The organism is Hyella patelloides LEGE 07179 (assembly GCF_900659865.1).
In the GTDB taxonomy this organism is placed as follows: domain Bacteria; phylum Cyanobacteriota; class Cyanobacteriia; order Cyanobacteriales; family Xenococcaceae; genus Hyella; species Hyella patelloides.
This window is the reverse complement of sequence record NZ_LR213781.1, coordinates 1-18,348: the sequence shown is the minus strand read 5'-3', so window position 1 is coordinate 18,348 and position 18,348 is coordinate 1. Positions and strand designations below refer to the sequence as shown.

The window sequence follows — 18,348 nt, the reverse complement described above, 5'->3', positions numbered from 1 at the left end:
ATTATAGATATAATACAAGCTTTATTCAATGCATATACTATAATTTGCTTTCTTGTTTTTTCAATCTCATATAGTTCTTCGCTATATTCTCTGAAGTTATTAGGGCATTTTTCTCAAAAACCAGAACCAATAAGTATGACATCTACTATTACCGATGCCTTACTAAGTTTATTTTTATTATCTACTTCTTATTCTATTACATTTGCGCTAATAAGTATAATTTCAGCACCGCTATACTATAAAGATAAATCATCAAATAGAACTATTAAAAATAATAAAGAAGCATCTAATTTATATAAATATCTTAATCCAAAAAGCAATCAAAAATCTGTAACCATTAATGAATTTGCTCTTTATTTGGATGAACAATATAATTTACTAGAATTAAAATTTCAAGAAGAAGATTTAAAAAAAGATATAGAAGAGCATGAATCTTCGCGAAATATAGCAATCATTCCTTTATCTATTTTATTGTTCTTGTTATTTTTATGGTATTTTCAATTCATTTTAGGTATGTCAACCAAAGATATAATAGATAATTTTCCTGATTATTTCGGAATAGGTTTTAGTGTCTTATGTACTACCATTGTCAATTTTGCTCTCAAATTGGCTTTATTCAATAGTGTAAAATTCAAAAAACAAGCTTTATCTGCTATAAGAAAAGCTCAAACATTGATTACAGAGACTTAAAATGAAATTAACTAGAAGCTTTGTATATATATGATTTTAGTAAGGTGGGCAATGCCCACCCTACATTGTTCGATCAATACCTTAAAAAAGCGATCGCACCTTACTCAAATCACTTACAATAACGATCGAAATCACAAGTAATTAAAACATATCAAACTAAACTTTAGAGTAAATTATCTACTTTCTATAATAATGTTTACTTTAAAGTCTATAGTAACTTCAGCCATTGTAATTGGTAGTGTTTTAATTCCACAAGCTACAATGGCTTATCCTAAAGCACCAAGAACTTTAGAACTTCAGTTTTTAGAAGCTTCTTTTGAGAATTTTTATGGTGCAGTTACTCCCGATGTCGCCCAATATTTGGAAGAACAATATAGTATCAAATCTCCAAGTACTGAACTAATGCTTACTGGAGGTTACACTATCTGTGATGGTATTAAAATGGCAAATAATGAAGGTATAAGTAGTCAAACTCTAATTGACCAAGAAATTACTAATATTGCTCAAGTATCTAATAGTATACTTGAGCAGCAAGGACAATCATTAACAGAAGATCAAATAGTAATGATTTATAACACTGCTAAAGATTATCTTTGCCCTGAATTAAATTAACTGTTAACCATCAACAATTGTACAGACTTTATGAAAAAACGTCTCTAGCTTTGAGATAATCTTTTAACTGCTGCGCCTCCTAAAAGCCGATCGCTTTCTTGTAAGAGATCGGTTATTTTATCTTTATGGGGGCTATTTTTTAAACAGTCTTTTAGATTATACTGATTAACATTTTTCGCTGTTGCGCCAGGAAACCAATGTCCACCACTTTCCAATAGGTTATAGCGTCCTTGACTATATTCGGTCATATCGTAAGCAAGAGCCAGATTTCGTAGCCATAGAATAACAGGAATATTGATGTTACCAGGAGTTTTTTGATAGCTGGGTAAACCTTCACGCCAAGTTTTGAACCAATTTTCTCCCAGAGTAGCGATCGCAGCCTGTTCTAAACGTTCTATAATTGGGGGTAATATTTCCTCTGCTTTGTCTAACAAGGGTAATACCTTGAGATGCTCATCAAAGTCTGATGGTTTAGCAGCACCTAAACTGAGAGTATGGACTTGGGGATGGGATAAACAAAACAAATCGTTAAACACCATCGGACTGAGAGGCTGACATAAATCTACCAGCTTTTGCGGGGGTTCATATAATTTTCCTCCTTTGTCAGAAGGGCTAATAATAAACACTCCCATATCTTGTTTTGTAGCTGCTTCGATAGCTGACCAATTTTCTTGATTGATATAGTACCAATGGAGATTTACGTAGTCGAATTCTCCAGTATTGATAGCTTTAGTAATAATTTCCGTTGAACCGTGGGTAGAAAAACCAATAAAGCGTACTTTTCCTTCTTTTTGTAACTTTCTCGCTTCATCCAAGCAACCGCCAGGTCTGATAGTATTGTGTAGCGTTTCTTCATTATTAATGCCGTGAATACCCAGTAAATCAATGTACTCCAAACCAAGAAATTGAAAAGACTGTTTAAACTGACGGCGAAATTCCTTCGGGTCTGGTTTGGGTGCTATCTTAGTTTGGAAGATCAGTTTTTCTCTAGGTATAGTGGGTAAAATTTTACCCAATTGCATCTCCGAACTACCATAACCCCTTGCTGTTTCAATATGGTTAATACCCAATTCTAAAGAACGTAAAATTGTGGCTTCTAAATTCCGTTGATTAGCTTCAGGGATTTGCGATGGTGGTACATCTTGCCACTTATATTGATACCTCATTCCTCCGCAGGAAAACACAGGCATTTGTAATTCAGTGCGACCAAACCGCCGATATTGCATAATCAAAGCTTAATTATTTATTATTTCACGTTACTATACAAATTATTATGTAACGTTTGGTTAAATTCGGACAACGTGAATTTTATAGCACTATGTTATACAGAGTCATACAGATTGTAATCTTGCTTTTAGAAACAAGTTTTTAATTTAAAGCTAAATATTCCTTAATTTATATTTCGCAACAAATGTCATAAACTGCGAAGTAGTATTAAAAAAACTACAGACAGATGCAAGAACGAATATATACTAATTATCGCTTGCTGTTACCTACGGAAGAGATCTTAGGCACGATCGCAACTTATAATGGCATCATAACCGATATTCAACCAGGAATCGTATCTAGGGGGCAAGATGGCGAAGGTAATTATCTTTTGCCAGGATTAATCGAACTTCACACTGACAACCTGGAAAAATGTTTCTCTCCTCGTCCTGGGGTAAGATGGAATCTCGATGCAGCAGCAGTTAATCATGACCGCGATTTAATAAGTTCTGGTATTACTACAGTCTGTGATGCGATCTCAATTGGAGATGTTACTCCAAAAGAAGATTTTTTGCGTTTACACCATTATGCATCGATGATAGATGCGGTTGTGAAAGGACAAGCAGCAGGAAGATTTAGTACAAATCATTTACTACATTTACGTTGCGAATTAGGTTACGAACATCTTTACGATATTGTTGAACCATACTCACAGCATTCTTTATTAGCGTTAATCTCTTTAATGGATCATACTCCTGGTCAACGTCAGTTTGTCGATACAGAGAAATACAAACAATACTATATAGAAAAGCATGGCGTACCAAAATCCAAAATGGAAGAGTTTATCAGTATGCGTTTAGAAAGCCAGCGACAACACGCAGAAGAAAACCGTCAAGCATTAGTGAAGATGTCTCAAGAAAAAGCAATATCTTTAGCCAGTCATGATGATGCCACTATTAATCATATCAGACAAGCGATCGCAGAAGGAGTGATTTTAGCAGAGTTTCCTACTACTATTGATGCTGCTAAAGAAGCCCATAATAATGGTTTACAAGTGCTGATGGGCGCGCCCAACATCGTGTTAGGAGGTTCGCATTCTGGTAATGTTTCGGCGATGGAATTAGTGAAATTAGATTTAGTGGATATTATCTCTTCTGATTATGTACCTAGAAGTTTATTGCAATCAGTATTTATTGTTAGTCAACAAGCTAATAAACCTTTACACGAAGCAATTAAATTAGTTACCCTCAATTCAGCTAAAGCTATTAATTTAGACAGCGAAATTGGTAGTTTAGAAGTAGGCAAAAAAGCTGACTTTATAACCGTACATAATGATGGTGTCGTTCCCAGAATTTTAGAGGTATTTAAAGAAGGTAAAAGAGTAGCTTAAATAATGAATAATGGATGGTGGAGAATCAAATAACAAATTTCTGAGGTTGGATAAGATCATATTTAAACTCAATAACCACAAATAAATCAATAGATATAAGTTAATAATGAACCATGAAACAATCAATAATCAAAAGCAATTCATAATTTATGCTTGTCCAATTGGGGACTTAAATAGCCAGATAGAAGATTATTTAAATAAAACCATTGAATTGTGTGGCAAAAACCAAGCCCATAACTATATGCCTCACTGCACTTTGACAGGATTTTTTACAGACGAATTAAGTTCAGTTTCTTTTTATATTAAAGCCTTAAATAAGGCTTACACTAAAGCAAAAAATAATAATAGAACTCTAGATATAGAAATCAGTAAACTAACTTTTAATAAAAACTGGCATGGTTTAGAATTACAAGCAGAAGGCTTGAAAAAAATAATTACTAACTTTTCTCAAATAGAGAAATCTCCAACTCGCCAAGAAAAAATAAGGTTAAAAGATTGGTTACATCTCAGTTTAGCTTATGGTTTTAATTCCGAAGATGCAGAGAAACTAAAGCATTTAGCCACGGAAATAATTGATATACAAGCTAGTGTAAACTGGGAATTGCGTTTTTACCAAAAAAATCCCAATTGGACATGGAATTGCTTAAAATCTTGGTCAATAGTTTAAATTGTTGTTCTGTTATATTTTCCCTAGTAGTAAAAGTAATTTCAGTTAAATCTGGAGTTTTCCAACATTGATATGTAATTTGAGTTATGTTGATTCTACGATGTGGAATGCCTGCTGAATATAGATTTATTATTTAAACTTACACAAAGTAAGTCTTTGAAAACATATTTTAGCTTTTCTCGATCTTTCTTACCCAGCATAAGAATCATAAATGTGCTGATAAACCTCATTACACTTCCTTTCATACATTTCATCAGAATAAGACTGAGGTAGTCTATCCAACACATCCTTAATTGCCACTTCAACAGAGGCTCTAGTCTGCTGACGCTTACGCCAATCAATTACTAACTTTTCTTGTTTGAGGGTTGCCAATAATTCTTGGGCTATCTGCTTTACTTCTTTTTCTTCCTGCTTGCTGAGATTGATATTGGGTTTGGTTAAGAGGTCAAATATAGCTAACTCTTCTTCGGTTAACTTTTGGGATATGGCTCTTTTCTCTTCTTCGTTTAACTCTTGGGCAAATCCTAGTAACTCAGTAAAGAACCAATCTACATTGCGAGAACCAGAGTTATATTCTTCTATCATCTTCTGGTACTTCTCAAAATAGTTAAGACGGGTTTTGTTGAACTCCACCATTTGCTGTAGCTTACGGTGAACTGTGCCTTTCAGTTTTTCTGCTTCTGTATGTTTGTAGCCAGTTTGGAATTTCTGTTTTAGCTGTTCTAAATCTAACTGGCTTAAATCTACTAGCTGTCTGGGAGTGTCGGGAATGATAAATTCACCCGCTATGATTGATTCGTCTAGTAACTCCTCTACCTCTTCCATTACCTCTGAAATATCCGTCTCTGGTAATTCCTGACGAATCTTAATTGCTAGTTTCTCTAGTAACATCTGAGTCTTAGAAAACTCATTAGCAGTAGTATCTGGCAGGATGGCTTTGTACAGGCGGGTAACATTAGCTGAGAGAGCGAAATAAAGCTTTTTGACTTCCTCTCTAACTACTACAGCTTCTACTGCTTCATCCCATACTTTTGCTCGTTCAAAAGCATCTTGGGTTGTATCCAGTTTGTTTAAATCAATTCCTTTTTGCTTACAGAAGTCTTTAGCTTCGGTGATAGCTTCTCTTAATTCTTGAACTAATACCGTTTTAGGATTAACTGGTGTATCTCCCTCTTCCACACCACCACCAGAAGCCGAACCATAGATAGCTAAGGCTTCCTGTAAGTTACGGAATACGCCGATGTAGTCAACTATTAACCCGTTTACTTTCTCTTTGAAGACTCGGTTAGCCCTAGCTATAGTTTGCATCAGGGTATGATTCTTCATCGGTTTGTCTAAGTACACCGTAGAGCAACTAGGGGCATCAAACCCAGTTATCCACATGGCACAGACAAATACTATTCTTAAAGGGTTATTAGTATCTTTGAACTTCTCATCTAGTCCTGGTGACTCGTTAGCTAATCTATGACGGTGGTGAGTAATATCTAAGCCTTTGTTCTGAAAATCTTCTACCTCATTCTGGGAAGAAGAAATAATTACCGCCATGTCTGTTGATTCTAGATACCGAATTTCCTTTTGTATTTTCTTTAGTCCAAATTCAGTAAATCTAGATACTTGTAATTGTCTTCTGAGTTGGTTTAAATGTTGTTGCCAGTAATGCTGTACTTTGTCGTACATCTTGATTGCGGTAAACCTATCGATAGAAATGACCATTGCTTTACCTTGAAATCCTCTAGCTAAGAAGTGGGTTACTATATCCGCAGCAATTTTATCTAAACGGTCATCTCTAACTATTAGGTTATATTCCCTGCTACATTGACGTTCTAATTTATTCTCTTGTGATTCATCCAGCATGGCATTCTCAATGATGTCCCGTACATTCTCGTTTAGGTCATCGTTAGTAAGCTGTAGTTCGGGAATGCGATTTTCGTACCGTCTGGTGTATATTTCCCCTGATATCCAGAATTGGGAAGCAAGGAAGAAATCGTTATTACTAGGGTTATTCCAGTCAATGACCTTAACTGTTTCTAATACCTCTTCATCATTGGCATCTTGAGAGACGTTTCGCCGAAACGTCTTTACCTTAACTCCATCCTTAAGCAACCTGTATATCTCACGGTTAGCATTTTCTAAACTTAAGGTGCTGCGACTGCGGGTTAATTCTTCTATGGCTAAATCAATTGCTGCTGTTGATAAATCAGGATTTAATCTAGTTAATGCTTTTCTCAACTGGGGTACTAAAACAACCTCTTTTCTGCTGTTTCTGCCTAACGTACTCTTGTCGTCTTGCCATTCGTGGTAACAATTAGCTGTTTTGTTCCACCCTATTTCTTTGAATAGTTCAATTGTACGTAGTTCTAGGGCATCTTCAGAATCAGGATGAGGTTTTTTCATGGAGCGATAATGATTGTGTTGTAGTTATTTATTGGGTTAGAGACGTTCCGTCGGAACGTCTTTACAATTAGGCGCAACGTCTTTACGAATATATTCTAGGATTATTTTTATCTAGTTCCCATTTGGCAGGATTGTTGATTATGTATTGTCGAATTCGAGATAAAGATTCTTCATCTCGAATAATATGGTCGTGAAATCTGGTTTGCCAGCGAAAATCAGTAAATCCCATTTTCCGAATTTGTTTGGTACAGACAGATTTGAATTGACCGATAATTGAACCCAGGGAATTAGGTTTTAATCGCGATTTGTTTTGATTATTGTTGGGGACGTTTTCATTGATGGTAGAGACGTTTCGGCGAAACGTCTCTACGGGTTTGTTGATGATAATGATTCCGTGTAAATGATTTGGCATCACAACCCATTCATCTAATTGAACGTTAGATCGAATCTGTGGTGTTTTCTGCCATTCCTGGGCAATTATGAATCCAATATCGGACAGTTCCATTTTTCCCGCATTTACGTTACCGAAAAAACATTGACGTTTATGGGTACAAATAGTAACGAAATAATACCCATCCGAGGTATAGTCCCAATTTGGACAACGTGCTGATTCGATACGATATTTATTTTTGTATAGGGTCATTGATTAGGAAAAAATAGCTATCTATACATTAGTTTTCCCAATTTGCCAGTTTTTCTAAAGTAGCTGCAAACATTTTATTGCCTACCATTTTTGATTGAGATAGCATTTTTTCGGCTGTTTCAGCCAGAATTAAATCGTCAATTTCTTCTGTACGCCATGCAGCATTAGAGACGTTCCGACGGAATGTCTCCACTCGCCGAAAAATCCCTAGCCTGATATATGTCATCTTTTTCTAAGTAGGGGTAGGCTTTGAGGATTTCTTCTGGGGTATGACCTGAAGCCATTAAACCTACTATCGTTCCTACAGTAACTCGCATTCCTCTAATACAGGGTTTACCACCCATTACTTCGGGATTGAAAGTAATTCTATCTAAATTTGTCATGCTGCTAGTTCTCCTGTATCTATATCTAGGTTTTCTACATCTATTTGTCCTGAAATTAGTTTGGGTAATAGTAAGTCACGGGTTTTGCGGAGGTTGATGTTTTTATTGATAAGATTAAGCATTTGCTCAAATATTGGTGAAACTAAATTACTGAACTCATCTATCAAAGCAACTGGTGGTTCTATAATTTGCAGTCTCTTAAAGGTATCCATAACAATTGAATTAAAGGTTGCTCCAGTAGCAGTTTTTCTCAAATGCTCTACGTAACTTCTAAGCATTAAGAAAACAAAATATTGAGAGATATTTTCTTTTCCTCTTGCTGTTATGAAAATAGTATTTCTGGAATACAATTTACTATTACATTTCTTCAATCCCAACTCTGTAATACTTTTGCCAGTATGAGTAACATAGAAAGAATCAGGCGAGTCTTTAGGAGTGAAAAACGGAATATTTCCATTCCAATACTCTTCTATTTTTGTTTTAGGAGTTCCACCATTTAAAATATCTGCAATATCTGTAAATCCAATAACTTCCCAACCTTCAGGAATTAAACCTAAATCAGACTCAACCATTTTTACCTGTTCGGGACCAGGAAAACGGAATTTAACAAACCACTCTTGATAGAGAGTTTGTGCCATTGATTCTAATATTTTGATGCGTCTGGTGTTGTTTTCGATTAGGTCATCATAGGCTGAGAGTATTGAGGATATTTTATGTTGTGTCAGTAAATGAGGAAGATGAACATCCAAGTTTTTCAAAGTATCAACTGTAATACCTTTAACTGTTGTTCCTGTTCCCAAAAGTTTTATTCTCTCTGATAAAAAAACCATCAACCACAATAAATATTTTTTATCCAAAAGCTTTTCTTGAGGAATTAGAGCTTTTAAATCTTGATTTATGGCAACATCAATACTAGGTATAAAGCAACGTCCTAGACCCATTCTAGTTGAGATAATAACATTCCCTTTTTCTATAAGATTAGATGAACTTTTTTTCAATCCAAGTTCAGTTATTTTATCAACAGTAGAATTTAATTTGTAAACACCATCTGCCATATCTTTGACGCTAGCCCAAGAAATTGACCCATTCCAGTATTCAGGTTTAGATTTTGATGGTGTTCCTCCACCAATAATTTTTTGAAGAACGTCTTTGATTTTAAATTCTTGCCAGTTGTTTGTTCGACTCATCAAGCGTTACTCCTCTAATAACATCGCTACATTCTCAGCAATTCTTTTTTCCAATTCCCTCGCCTCACTATTCAAAATCTCCAACTCTTCATTAAATTCTTCTAACCTTTCAGCAAAATCAAAATCTTCCTCTTCTTTCTCCGCAACCCCTACATATCTTCCAGGGTTCAGACTCCATCCCTGCTCTTTAATCTCATCAACTGTAGCCACATTACATAAACCAGCTACATCTATATATTGACCTTCTGGGAAATTCTCTTTAAGCAAAGGAGAATTATAAACAGTTTCTACTGCTTCCCCTCGGTACAGCCTAACAATATTAGAAATAAACTCAATCTGTTCTGGGGTAAACTCTCGATGCGCTCTATCTATCTGGTTATAAATATGTCTGGCATCAATAAATAAAACCTTATTTTTCCTGATGGTATCGGTTTTACCTTTATCCAAAAACCAGAGAGTACAGGGTAGGGTAACTGTATAGAAGAAGTTAGAACCCACCGCTATCATTACATCGACTACGCCAGCTTCAATGAGCTTTTGTCTGATTTCTAACTCCGAACTTCTGGCATCACTAGCAGAGTTAGCCATAACAAACCCCGCTCTACCTTTATCATTTAAGGCACTGTAGAAAAAATGAATCCAGAGATAGTTAGCATTATCGGCTCTGGGCATTCCAAAATTATCTACCCGTAAATCCCCCTTCATCTTTTCCTTATCCACCTTGCCCACATTGAAGGGTGGATTTGCCATTACAAAGTCAAACTTATTTATTCCCTTGTGAATATCTTCGTAGTAACTATTGCCTTCTCTGATATCTCCAGATAAACCATTAACTGCTAAGTTCATCTTGCAAAGCCGTACAGTCTCGTTTACCTTTTCCTGTCTGTAGATACTTATCTCAGCACTAGGATTCTTCTGATGTCTAGCTACAAAAGAAGCACTTTGAACAAACATACCACCCGAACCACAGGCAGGGTCATAAATACGTCCGTGATAGGGTTCTAGGATTTCTACAATTAATTTAACTATAGAAGTGGGGGTGAAAAACTCTCCTCCCTTTTGCCCCTCACTCATGGCAAACTTACCGAGGAAGTATTCATATATTTTCCCGAAAGCATCACCTTCTAAATCTGTATCTATATCTATCTTGTTAAAGCTTTTGAGCAGTTCGACTAATAAGCTGTTCTCAAAGCGATTATAAGTCTGAGGCAGAATATTACTTAATTCCTCATTTTCAGCCTCAATAGCTTTCATTGATTCATTTATCGCTTTCCCTGTATCCTCACTCTCTGGGAGATTAACTAGATAGGAAAAACGAGCTATATCGGGTAAATACATTACCCCTTTGGCTTGATAGTCTGCTTTGGATATTTTGCGTCTTCTGAGACGTTCCGATTTTTGGTGGAGACGTTCCGTCGGAACGTCTGTACGGTTTAATTCCTGTTCTGCTTTGGTAAACCGATAATCAGCGTAGCGCAGGAAAATTAACCCCAATACGGGTACAGAATACTCTGAAGACTTTAGCTTTGAGTTTGCCCTCAACTCATCGGCAGCATCCCATAAACGTTTTTCTAAATCAGTGGTGTTGGCTGGCATAAAGCATTTACTACAATCATCAAGCTTAATGAATTGTATGTCTTATTCAAGCTAATGACATCAGATATTTCAACGAACTTTAGAAATCTGTTATGAACTTATTATCCTCCATTACCGATTTAGGATTTATCTCTGAATAACATCAATAATTAATTTATCTGGTCTTGTTTGACGAAAAATCTTGAGTAATTGAAGCGTTCTATATAAAGCTACAATAAAAAGAAGAAATTTCAACGCTAGTTATGGCTCTAAAATGAGTTGAATAATCTATGGAAGAACAAGAGCTTAAAAAGAAAAGGCTTTTCATGAACCTTTATCAGTCATTAAATTCAATGGAATTTGCCTTTAATACTTTAAAAGAAGTTTGTGAATCGAGGCTATCGATTGCTGATAATTTTGACCTAGATAATCCTGATACTTATTTAGAATTAATTACTCCCATATCTATACATCTAAAATATTTTAAATTAAGTACTAGCAATGTTCGAGATGATTTGAAAAAATATAGAGCTTTCGAGCAATCACAAAATAGTGTTTTGACTGCTAAAGAGAAAGATAATAAATTAATAGAAGAGAAACAGCTTTTAGTTTTAGGGCAAACACAAAATAACCAAGTAACTGCTCAAGAAAAAACTGATAAATCAATAGCAGATAAAAAACCTTTAGTCAGTGAATCTGTTCATAATATTAAAATAGAATCTCTGGAGAAAAGAATATCTAGATTGGAAATAATGATAGGAACTCTTATTGGTTTGCTGATAGGATTTTTCATTATATCTTGGTTAAAGATTTAGCTTTCATTCTCAGTGTTTAAGCTGTTGAAATTCCCAATAATAGGGTCAAACATCACTTTACAAGTTCCAGTAGCTCTATTACGATTTTTACCCACAATAATCTCCATAATGCCTTTATCATTGGTATCTAACTTGTAATATTCATCGCGATAAAGCAGTAACCTTAAATCCATATCTTGCTCAATGTCGAAATAATCTAATTAATTTTGTTGTTATAAGTTTAACTATAAAAGCAAATGATTATATATTGTCAAAAGTATTTGCCTATATTATTAATTATTAATAAAAATAGGTAAGTATAGCAACTATTCTTCAAACTATTGGTATAAAAGGTTATGATGGTATAGCGATCGCATTAGTAAATCGTTAATCTAAAGTATGCCACAATCTAGGATTGAAACAGCAGCTCGTAATGAATATAATCGACTTGCGCCTATTTACGATCGCCGTTGGTATAATTACATTAATAATAGTTTATCTTTTTTGCAAAACTGGGCAGATATTTCCTCAGAAGCATCTATTTTAGATTTAGCTTGTGGTACAGGAGAATTAGCCAAATTATTACTAGCTAAAAATCCCCAACAACACATTACTGGGGTTGATATTTCCGAGAAAATGTTAGAAATAGCAAAAAATAAATTACAGACTTATCCTAATATTAATTTACACAACACTTCGGTAACATCATTACCTTTTACTGATAAATCTTTCGATATAGTTATTTGTGCGAATGCTTTTCACTATTTTGAATTTCCTCAACTAGCATTAACCGAAATAAAAAGAGTTCTTAAGTTAGGTGGAAACGTTATTATTCTTGATTGGTGTCGAGATTATATTTTTTGTAAAATATTAAATAAGTGGTTAAAAATTACCGATTCAGCCCATCAAAAATGCTACACGCAAAAAGAATTAAATCAACTATTAATAGCTAGCGATTTTAAAGTTACCAAAAATAGTAAAGCTCGTTTTGGCACCATTTGGGAATTAATGGCTATTACAGCTTTTTAAAAGTATCTAAGTTAAGTAAGTATAATAACGATGAATGACCTTACTATTGATATTGCGACAAGCAAAGACTTGCCTATTTTGAATTGTTTATACGCAGATATGGATAATAAACAATTAATGTCTGAGGAAAAAATAGCAGAAATTTGGAATGAAATACAGCAATTTACTAACTACTATATATATCTAGCTTATCTTGAAAATAAAGCGATCGGTACTTTTAGTTTATTATTTGTGCCGACTATGATGCATCGAGGCTTTCATAAATCAGCTATTCTTGATTCTGTGGCAATTGCTTCAGCTTATCGGAGTCAGGGTTGGGGAACAAAAATGATTAAAGAAGCTTTAAATCTTAGTACCAATGCTGGTTGTTATAAGGTAACTCTTTCTTCTAACATTACTAGAAAACGCACTCACAATTTCTATAAATATTTAGGTTTTCAGCAACATGGTTGGAGTTTTAGTTATCAGCTTCAGCAAGTTTAATAACATAAATATATCAATATTTATAGTAATCAAAACTTTTCTGCTGTAAAAAAGACAAATATAGCAATTCCCAGAGCTATAAGTTACACCCAATAAACAATCAATGATGAACAATCAACAAAAATCAAGGTATTAATCTACCTCAGTAGAATGAGAAAAGCTATATTATATGCAGGTAAATGATATTTAGAAGTCAATTTTAGGGAACTTTATCATTAAAGACAGTTTTTTTACTTTCTATTTGTTATCTATCATTGCTACCGTGTTTAAACTTAAAAGTATTTACTTAAAACTATTTTTAGCTACTTTATTAACTATTACAGGTATTCATAGTAGTAATAATTATTTTACTTCTCAAGTATCAGCCCAAGAAACAATTCAAAAGAATACCTATAGTAGTGAATTAGTTGCTAAAAAAAGTAAAACTAGCAGAACTAGGAAGAGTGGAGGACGTAGCGGAGGAGGCTCTTTCAAAAGTAAAAGTAAATCTCGTTCATCAGGTTCTAGTAGTAAAAAAAGGTCTATAAGAAATCAATCTCGCCCTTCTAATTCTCGGCGCGATTCCACAAATAACCATTCTCCTCGCCGTGACTATCGAGATGATTATGAACCCAATCCTACTTATAATAATCAAAAAAATTACACTCCAAATTATGATCGCACTTCTACTAGAGGGTCTTCTTATAGTAGACAACAGAAGCCAATGCATCCTATTTTCAGATTCATTCTTATAACTCTTTTATTATCGATTGTTGGCGCGATAATTTTTATTCCTCTATTTATTTTATTCAAATTCCTAAGCAAATATTTTAGCAAAGATAGTAGAGAAACTAGACAAGTTCAAAAAGAAATTAATAACGACAAGGTAACAGTATCAAAAATACAAATAGCCTTATCTTCTGAAGCTGTAGAAATCCAACAAGACTTATCAGAATTAAGCTTAACCGCCAACACTGATACTCCAGAAGGCTTATTAGAATTGATGCGTGATTCTTCATTAATAATTGTACGACACTCTCAAGCCTGGACTCATGTATTATCTAATTCTATATCGATGGCTATTAATAAAGCAGAATCAGCTTTTGACTCATTGTCGGTAGCGGAAAGAAGTAAATATGATGGAGAAAGTCTGAGTAATGTTAATGGCAATATTAAAATTAGGGAGCAAGTTAGTAATAGTCACAGATTACTCCGCCGTCCCCATTCGAGGATAAATAAAACGACGGAGCCTGCTGTGACCGTTGGTCAAGATGAGTTTGCCGACTATCTAGTAGTTACACTCATTTTTGGTACTGTTGATGATAAACCATTATTTGAGAAAATTAATAATGAGCAACAATTAGAAGCCACTTTACTAAAATTAGCTGCTATGAGAGCAGATTATTTAATTAAATTTGAATTACTTTGGAGTCCTCAAACTGAAGGCATATACCTTACTGATGAAGAACTGTTAATGAAGTACACAGAAATGATTCCTTTAGTCTAGAAACAATCACTTCTTCTCCATTGCTGTAACAAATTTTATTCCTCACCCATATAAAAAATATGCAAGTCAAGAAACTCAAAGCTAACATTTAATAATTCTTGGTAAACGATGTTTAAAACCGCAAAGAATTTCCCAAGAAATAGTATTTAAACTAGCTGCCCAATCATCTGCGGTAATAGATCGATCGCCATCTTGACCTAAAAAAGTAACAATTTCTCCTGGTTGTAAGTTAGAAATACTACTAACATCTACTACTAATTGATCCATAGTAATTGCCCCAATTTGAGGTACTAATTGACCACGAATTATTGCTGGCAAATTGTTAGATAAATTTCTGACTACCCCATCAGCATAACCAATGCTAACTACTGCCACTGTTAAATCGCGATCGCTGATATACTTATGACTATAGCTAACTCCCGTACCAGGTGCTAAAGTTTTGACTTGAGTTACCCTTGCTTTGACTTGCAAAACTGGTTTGAGATTAATTTTAGATTTCAAATGAGGTGCGGGATATAAGCCATAAAGAGCCAAACCCACCCTAACTAAATCGTAATGAAAAGATTCGTCACTCAAAGTTGCAGCCGAATTAGCTAAATGCAAACATGGAGAAACAATACCTTGGGTTTTCAGATGGCTAATAGCATCCTCAAATCTTTGTTGCTGAAGTAGCATTATTGTCGGGTCGGGGTCGTCTGCGGTAGCTAAATGAGAATAAATGCTTTTTACTTTTAGATAAGGTAACTGGTACACTAATTTGACGAATTCTGAGCTATTTTGCCAATTAGTACCTAAACGAGACATTCCCGTATCTAATTTAAGATGAACGGGTAAAGTAGTTCTCATTTTACTGAGGACATCAGAAAAAATCAGGGCTTGTTGGGAGTTACAAATAGTCGGTTGTAGTTGCCATTTAGCAATCTCGATAATCTCTTCTGGGGAGTTAATCGCCCCTAAAATCAAGATTCCGCAGTCGATCCCCGCTTGGCGTAAATCGATCCCTTCCGTCACCGTAGCTACTGCTAACCAACTTGCACCATGTTCTAAAACAGTTTTAGCGACTATCTCTGCACCATGACCATAAGCATCTGCTTTGACTACTGCCATTAAAGCAGTTTGGGGAGACAGTAGTGTTTTAATTTCTCTGACATTATGAGCTAAGGCGTTGACATCAATTTCTACCCAAGCTCGTTGACGGTCAATCTTGGTTGCTAAGTACGGTTGATTCTCTATCGTTTTTGTTTGAGACAATATTTGATTCTGTTGTTGCCAACGCACCATAATCTCCCCACCTTACCCATGCATATTTTCGGCTCTATCTTACACCATAGCCATAGTTTCGCCGAGTCGTGATGTCAGAAGATAATATTTATGATGGCTTTCATATTATAATTGCCTTAAGAAATTAAGCCCTAATTCCCCAATGAGGTATATTGTTGTAACTGATTTAGATGGAACATTACTAAACCATCAAACTTACGAATATACTGCTGCTCAAGGTGCGATCTCAGAACTCGAAAAGCGAGAGATTCCCCTTATTCTAAATTCCAGTAAAACTAAAGCAGAGATTTTAAACATTCGGCAGCAATTAAATAATCAAGAGCCTTTTGTTTGTGAAAATGGCGGGGTTCTTTGCACTCTCAATTCCGCACCAGATATCTCACAGCAAAACCAGCAGTTACACATTGAATATTTAGGTACTCCCAGGGTTCAATTTCTGGAGAGTTTATTTTTGCTTAAACAAGAATTGCATCTCAATTACGAAAGCTTTGAAAATGCTACAGTGGAAGATGTGGTAAGATGGACAGGACTTGCTCCTTTAGATGCTCAAAAAGCAATGGAGCGAGAAGCTACAGAACCTTTACTGTGGCACGATACAGAACAAGCATTAGATAAATTTAGGCGGAAACTCCAACCTTTGCAATTGCAGTGTGTCAAAGGCGGGCGATTCCATCATGTAATGGGTACTTTTAATAAGGCGAGTTGTTTCCCTAAATTGAAAGAATATTACTCCTCTCGTTGGCAAGAAGAAGTAGGAATAGTTGCTCTAGGAGATAGTCAAAACGATCTACCGATGTTAGAAGAAGCAGACATTTCTATTGTGATCCCCTCTGATAAAGGAATTAAAATCGAGCCTAATCGTGATGATGTCTTTTTTGCGACTGAAACTGCACCCGATGGTTGGCAAGAAGGAATCGAGTATTTTTTAAAAACTACATTTTAAATACACTTATAAATATAAGGAAATATCAGGAGGTGCAAAATAGCTGACTTTTTTCAAAATGGTGAAATAACCACCCTACACGATTTACACAACCGTACCGTGGAATCGTTGGAAGAAGAACTATTAGATTTTTCTCGAACTTCTCCCATGACCTTAATACTTCCTTGCTTATTCTCAGAATTGGAAGGCTCAGCCTTGGCTAAAATTGTCGATGAGCTAGCTCAGGTCAAGTATCTAGACCAAATTATTATCGGTTTAGATCGAGCATCGGAAGCGCAATTTGAATATGCCAAAAAATACTTTGCTCGCTTACCGCAAAACCATAAAATCTTGTGGAATGATGGCTATCGACTGCAAACCGTTCATCAGTTATTAAAAAAAGAAAGGTTAGCTCCTAGCGAACGAGGTAAAGGATACAATGTCTGGTATTGTATGGGCTACTTCCTCTCTTGTGGCACATCCCAGATTCTGGCTCTCCATGATTGCGATATTTTGACCTATGAAAAAGGATTACTCGCAAAATTGCTTTATCCTGTAGCTAATCCCACATTTGAGTTCAAATTTTGCAAAGGCTACTATTATCGCCAGGCGAATAATAAGTTGAATGGTCGAGTGACGCGATTACTGGTAAGTCCTTTATTGCGGTCGCTCAAAAAAGTTGTTCGAGATAACACCTTTTTAGATTATATTGACAGTTTTCGCTACCCGCTATCAGGAGAATTTTCCATGATGGTAGATGTAGTTAATACAATTCGGATTCCCTATGATTGGGGTTTGGAAGTTGGTGTGCTTTACGATGTTTACCGCAACTATAACTTGAATAAAATCTGTCAGGCGGATATCGCTAATGCCTACGATCATAAACATCAAGACCTTTCTCTTGAGAATCGCGAACAAGGTCTATCTAAAATGTCCATTGATATTTGCAAAGCATTATTTCGTAAAATGGCTGCTAGTGGTCAAGTATTTTCTCAAGAAATTTTTAGAACCATTAAAGCAACTTACTATCGCACTGCTCTTGATTATATAGAACGCTATCATAGTGATGCAATAATGAATGGCTTAACTTTAGATCGCCATAATGAAGAAAAAGCGATCGAACTTTTTGCCCAATCCATTATTCTTGCTGGTAATGCATTCTTGCAAAATCCTCACATGACTCCTGTTATTCCTAGTTGGAATCGAGTTATGAGTGCTGATTCTAATATTTTACAGAAAATCTATGATGCAGTAGAAGCAGATAATAGTTAACCTGAGTTCGGGATAAGCTACAACCCCTATTCTTTAGTCGAATGAGCAGCAAAATAGCCTGAACCCGAACTGACGGGAGGAAATGAGGGAAGACCCCGCGTCGCCGTAAGGCGCAAGGGAATGCTTCCCGATGCTTCTGGCTAACCCTCTTTTGTCACTTTCCGAAACAGAGGAGTAGCAGAAACAGAGTTTATCCATCAGGCAAATAAAAAGAAAATTGATTCATTGCAGCAATCAATCGATGAAAACCAAGTAGTAAAGAACGGTTAGGAAAGATGTCTAACCAGGGAATAATAGCCCAAAATAAAATAGCAGGTTGAATAATTAAACGAAA

The 18,348-nt window shown here is 35.4% G+C and carries 19 protein-coding genes and 1 pseudogene; 10 read left to right on the top strand and 10 right to left on the bottom strand.

Features of this window, described 5'->3' with window-relative positions; genetic code table 11:
• Positions 1-135: 135 nt before the first annotated feature.
• Together H1P_RS04310 and H1P_RS04305 are read left to right on the top strand one after the other, a co-directional pair.
• Positions 136-690 (top strand): hypothetical protein, encoded by a 555-nt coding sequence (locus H1P_RS04310; RefSeq protein ID WP_144864500.1) that lies wholly within the window; start codon positions 136-138, stop codon positions 688-690.
• A gap of 192 nt (positions 691-882) precedes the next feature.
• The gene (locus H1P_RS04305; RefSeq protein ID WP_144864498.1) at positions 883-1,302 is read left to right on the top strand and encodes a hypothetical protein; all 420 of its coding nucleotides are present in this window, start codon (positions 883-885) and stop codon (positions 1,300-1,302) included.
• 44 nt (positions 1,303-1,346) lie between these two features.
• Here H1P_RS04305 and H1P_RS04300 read toward each other — a convergent pair whose 3' ends face one another.
• The gene (locus H1P_RS04300; protein WP_144864496.1) at positions 1,347-2,528 is read right to left on the bottom strand and encodes an aldo/keto reductase; all 1,182 of its coding nucleotides are present in this window, start codon (positions 2,526-2,528) and stop codon (positions 1,347-1,349) included.
• 227 nt (positions 2,529-2,755) lie between these two features.
• Between H1P_RS04300 and H1P_RS04295 the strand changes: the two genes are divergently transcribed.
• On the top strand, positions 2,756-3,898 hold the full coding sequence (locus tag H1P_RS04295) for an alpha-D-ribose 1-methylphosphonate 5-triphosphate diphosphatase (protein ID WP_144864494.1): 1,143 nt from the start codon (positions 2,756-2,758) through the stop codon (positions 3,896-3,898).
• 106 nt (positions 3,899-4,004) lie between these two features.
• A complete protein-coding gene (locus H1P_RS04290; protein ID WP_144864492.1) occupies positions 4,005-4,565 on the top strand; it encodes a hypothetical protein in 561 nt (186 codons plus the stop codon).
• A 189-nt stretch (positions 4,566-4,754) separates the two neighbouring features.
• Here the strand turns inward: H1P_RS04290 and H1P_RS04285 are convergent, their stop codons facing one another.
• From H1P_RS04285 to H1P_RS04265, 6 genes are all read right to left on the bottom strand, one after another.
• Complete coding sequence (locus H1P_RS04285; RefSeq protein ID WP_144864490.1) at positions 4,755-6,959, bottom strand: type I restriction enzyme endonuclease domain-containing protein; 2,205 nt, start codon at positions 6,957-6,959, stop codon at positions 4,755-4,757.
• Positions 6,960-7,041: 82 nt separating this feature from the next.
• Positions 7,042-7,602 carry a transposase gene (locus H1P_RS04280; RefSeq protein WP_144864488.1) on the bottom strand — a complete coding sequence of 187 codons (561 nt, stop codon included), beginning with the start codon at positions 7,600-7,602 and terminating at the stop codon, positions 7,042-7,044.
• Between the two features lie 28 nt (positions 7,603-7,630).
• Positions 7,631-7,795, bottom strand: a complete 165-nt coding sequence (locus tag H1P_RS35750; RefSeq protein WP_186375830.1) for a hypothetical protein — start codon at positions 7,793-7,795, stop codon at positions 7,631-7,633.
• Complete coding sequence (locus H1P_RS04275; RefSeq protein WP_144864486.1) at positions 7,767-7,985, bottom strand: DUF433 domain-containing protein; 219 nt, start codon at positions 7,983-7,985, stop codon at positions 7,767-7,769. The genes H1P_RS35750 and H1P_RS04275 overlap by 29 nt, the downstream gene beginning before the upstream one ends.
• Entirely contained in the window at positions 7,982-9,172 is a 1,191-nt protein-coding gene (locus H1P_RS04270) for a restriction endonuclease subunit S (RefSeq protein WP_144864484.1), read from the bottom strand. The genes H1P_RS04275 and H1P_RS04270 overlap by 4 nt, the downstream gene beginning before the upstream one ends.
• Before the next feature lie 6 nt (positions 9,173-9,178).
• On the bottom strand, positions 9,179-10,768 hold the full coding sequence (locus tag H1P_RS04265) for a type I restriction-modification system subunit M (RefSeq protein WP_144864482.1): 1,590 nt from the start codon (positions 10,766-10,768) through the stop codon (positions 9,179-9,181).
• Positions 10,769-11,037: 269 nt separating this feature from the next.
• Here H1P_RS04265 and H1P_RS04260 point away from each other — a divergent pair, with 269 nt between their 5' ends.
• A complete protein-coding gene (locus H1P_RS04260; RefSeq protein WP_144864480.1) occupies positions 11,038-11,562 on the top strand; it encodes a hypothetical protein in 525 nt (174 codons plus the stop codon).
• On the opposite strand, the gene H1P_RS04255 is transcribed toward H1P_RS04260, so the two are convergent.
• Positions 11,559-11,747 carry a DnaB-like helicase C-terminal domain-containing protein gene (locus tag H1P_RS04255; RefSeq protein WP_281291086.1) on the bottom strand — a complete coding sequence of 63 codons (189 nt, stop codon included), beginning with the start codon at positions 11,745-11,747 and terminating at the stop codon, positions 11,559-11,561. The two genes, H1P_RS04260 and H1P_RS04255, sit on opposite strands and share 4 nt — an antisense overlap.
• A gap of 193 nt (positions 11,748-11,940) precedes the next feature.
• Here H1P_RS04255 and H1P_RS04250 point away from each other — a divergent pair, with 193 nt between their 5' ends.
• The 3 genes from H1P_RS04250 to H1P_RS04240 all read left to right on the top strand — a co-directional run bounded on the left by H1P_RS04250 (position 11,941) and on the right by H1P_RS04240 (position 14,539).
• Positions 11,941-12,570: a class I SAM-dependent methyltransferase gene (locus tag H1P_RS04250; protein ID WP_144864478.1), complete on the top strand. Its 630-nt coding sequence runs from the start codon at positions 11,941-11,943 to the stop codon at positions 12,568-12,570.
• Positions 12,571-12,600: 30 nt separating this feature from the next.
• Complete coding sequence (locus tag H1P_RS04245) at positions 12,601-13,053, top strand: GNAT family N-acetyltransferase (protein WP_144864476.1); 453 nt, start codon at positions 12,601-12,603, stop codon at positions 13,051-13,053.
• 262 nt (positions 13,054-13,315) lie between these two features.
• A complete protein-coding gene (locus tag H1P_RS04240) occupies positions 13,316-14,539 on the top strand; it encodes a DUF1517 domain-containing protein (RefSeq protein ID WP_186375829.1) in 1,224 nt (407 codons plus the stop codon).
• A gap of 81 nt (positions 14,540-14,620) precedes the next feature.
• On the opposite strand, the gene alr is transcribed toward H1P_RS04240, so the two are convergent.
• Complete coding sequence (alr, locus tag H1P_RS04235) at positions 14,621-15,820, bottom strand: alanine racemase (RefSeq protein ID WP_186375828.1); 1,200 nt, start codon at positions 15,818-15,820, stop codon at positions 14,621-14,623.
• Between the two features lie 142 nt (positions 15,821-15,962).
• Between alr and H1P_RS04230 the strand changes: the two genes are divergently transcribed.
• Both H1P_RS04230 and H1P_RS04225 read left to right on the top strand, forming a co-directional pair.
• Entirely contained in the window at positions 15,963-16,763 is an 801-nt protein-coding gene (locus tag H1P_RS04230; RefSeq protein ID WP_144864472.1) for an HAD-IIB family hydrolase, read from the top strand.
• Positions 16,764-16,802: 39 nt separating this feature from the next.
• Positions 16,803-18,014, top strand: a complete 1,212-nt coding sequence (locus H1P_RS04225) for a glycosyltransferase family protein (protein WP_144864470.1) — start codon at positions 16,803-16,805, stop codon at positions 18,012-18,014.
• A 190-nt stretch (positions 18,015-18,204) separates the two neighbouring features.
• Here the strand turns inward: H1P_RS04225 and H1P_RS39245 are convergent.
• A pseudogene (locus H1P_RS39245) lies at positions 18,205-18,348 on the bottom strand (IS701 family transposase); the annotation flags it as partial.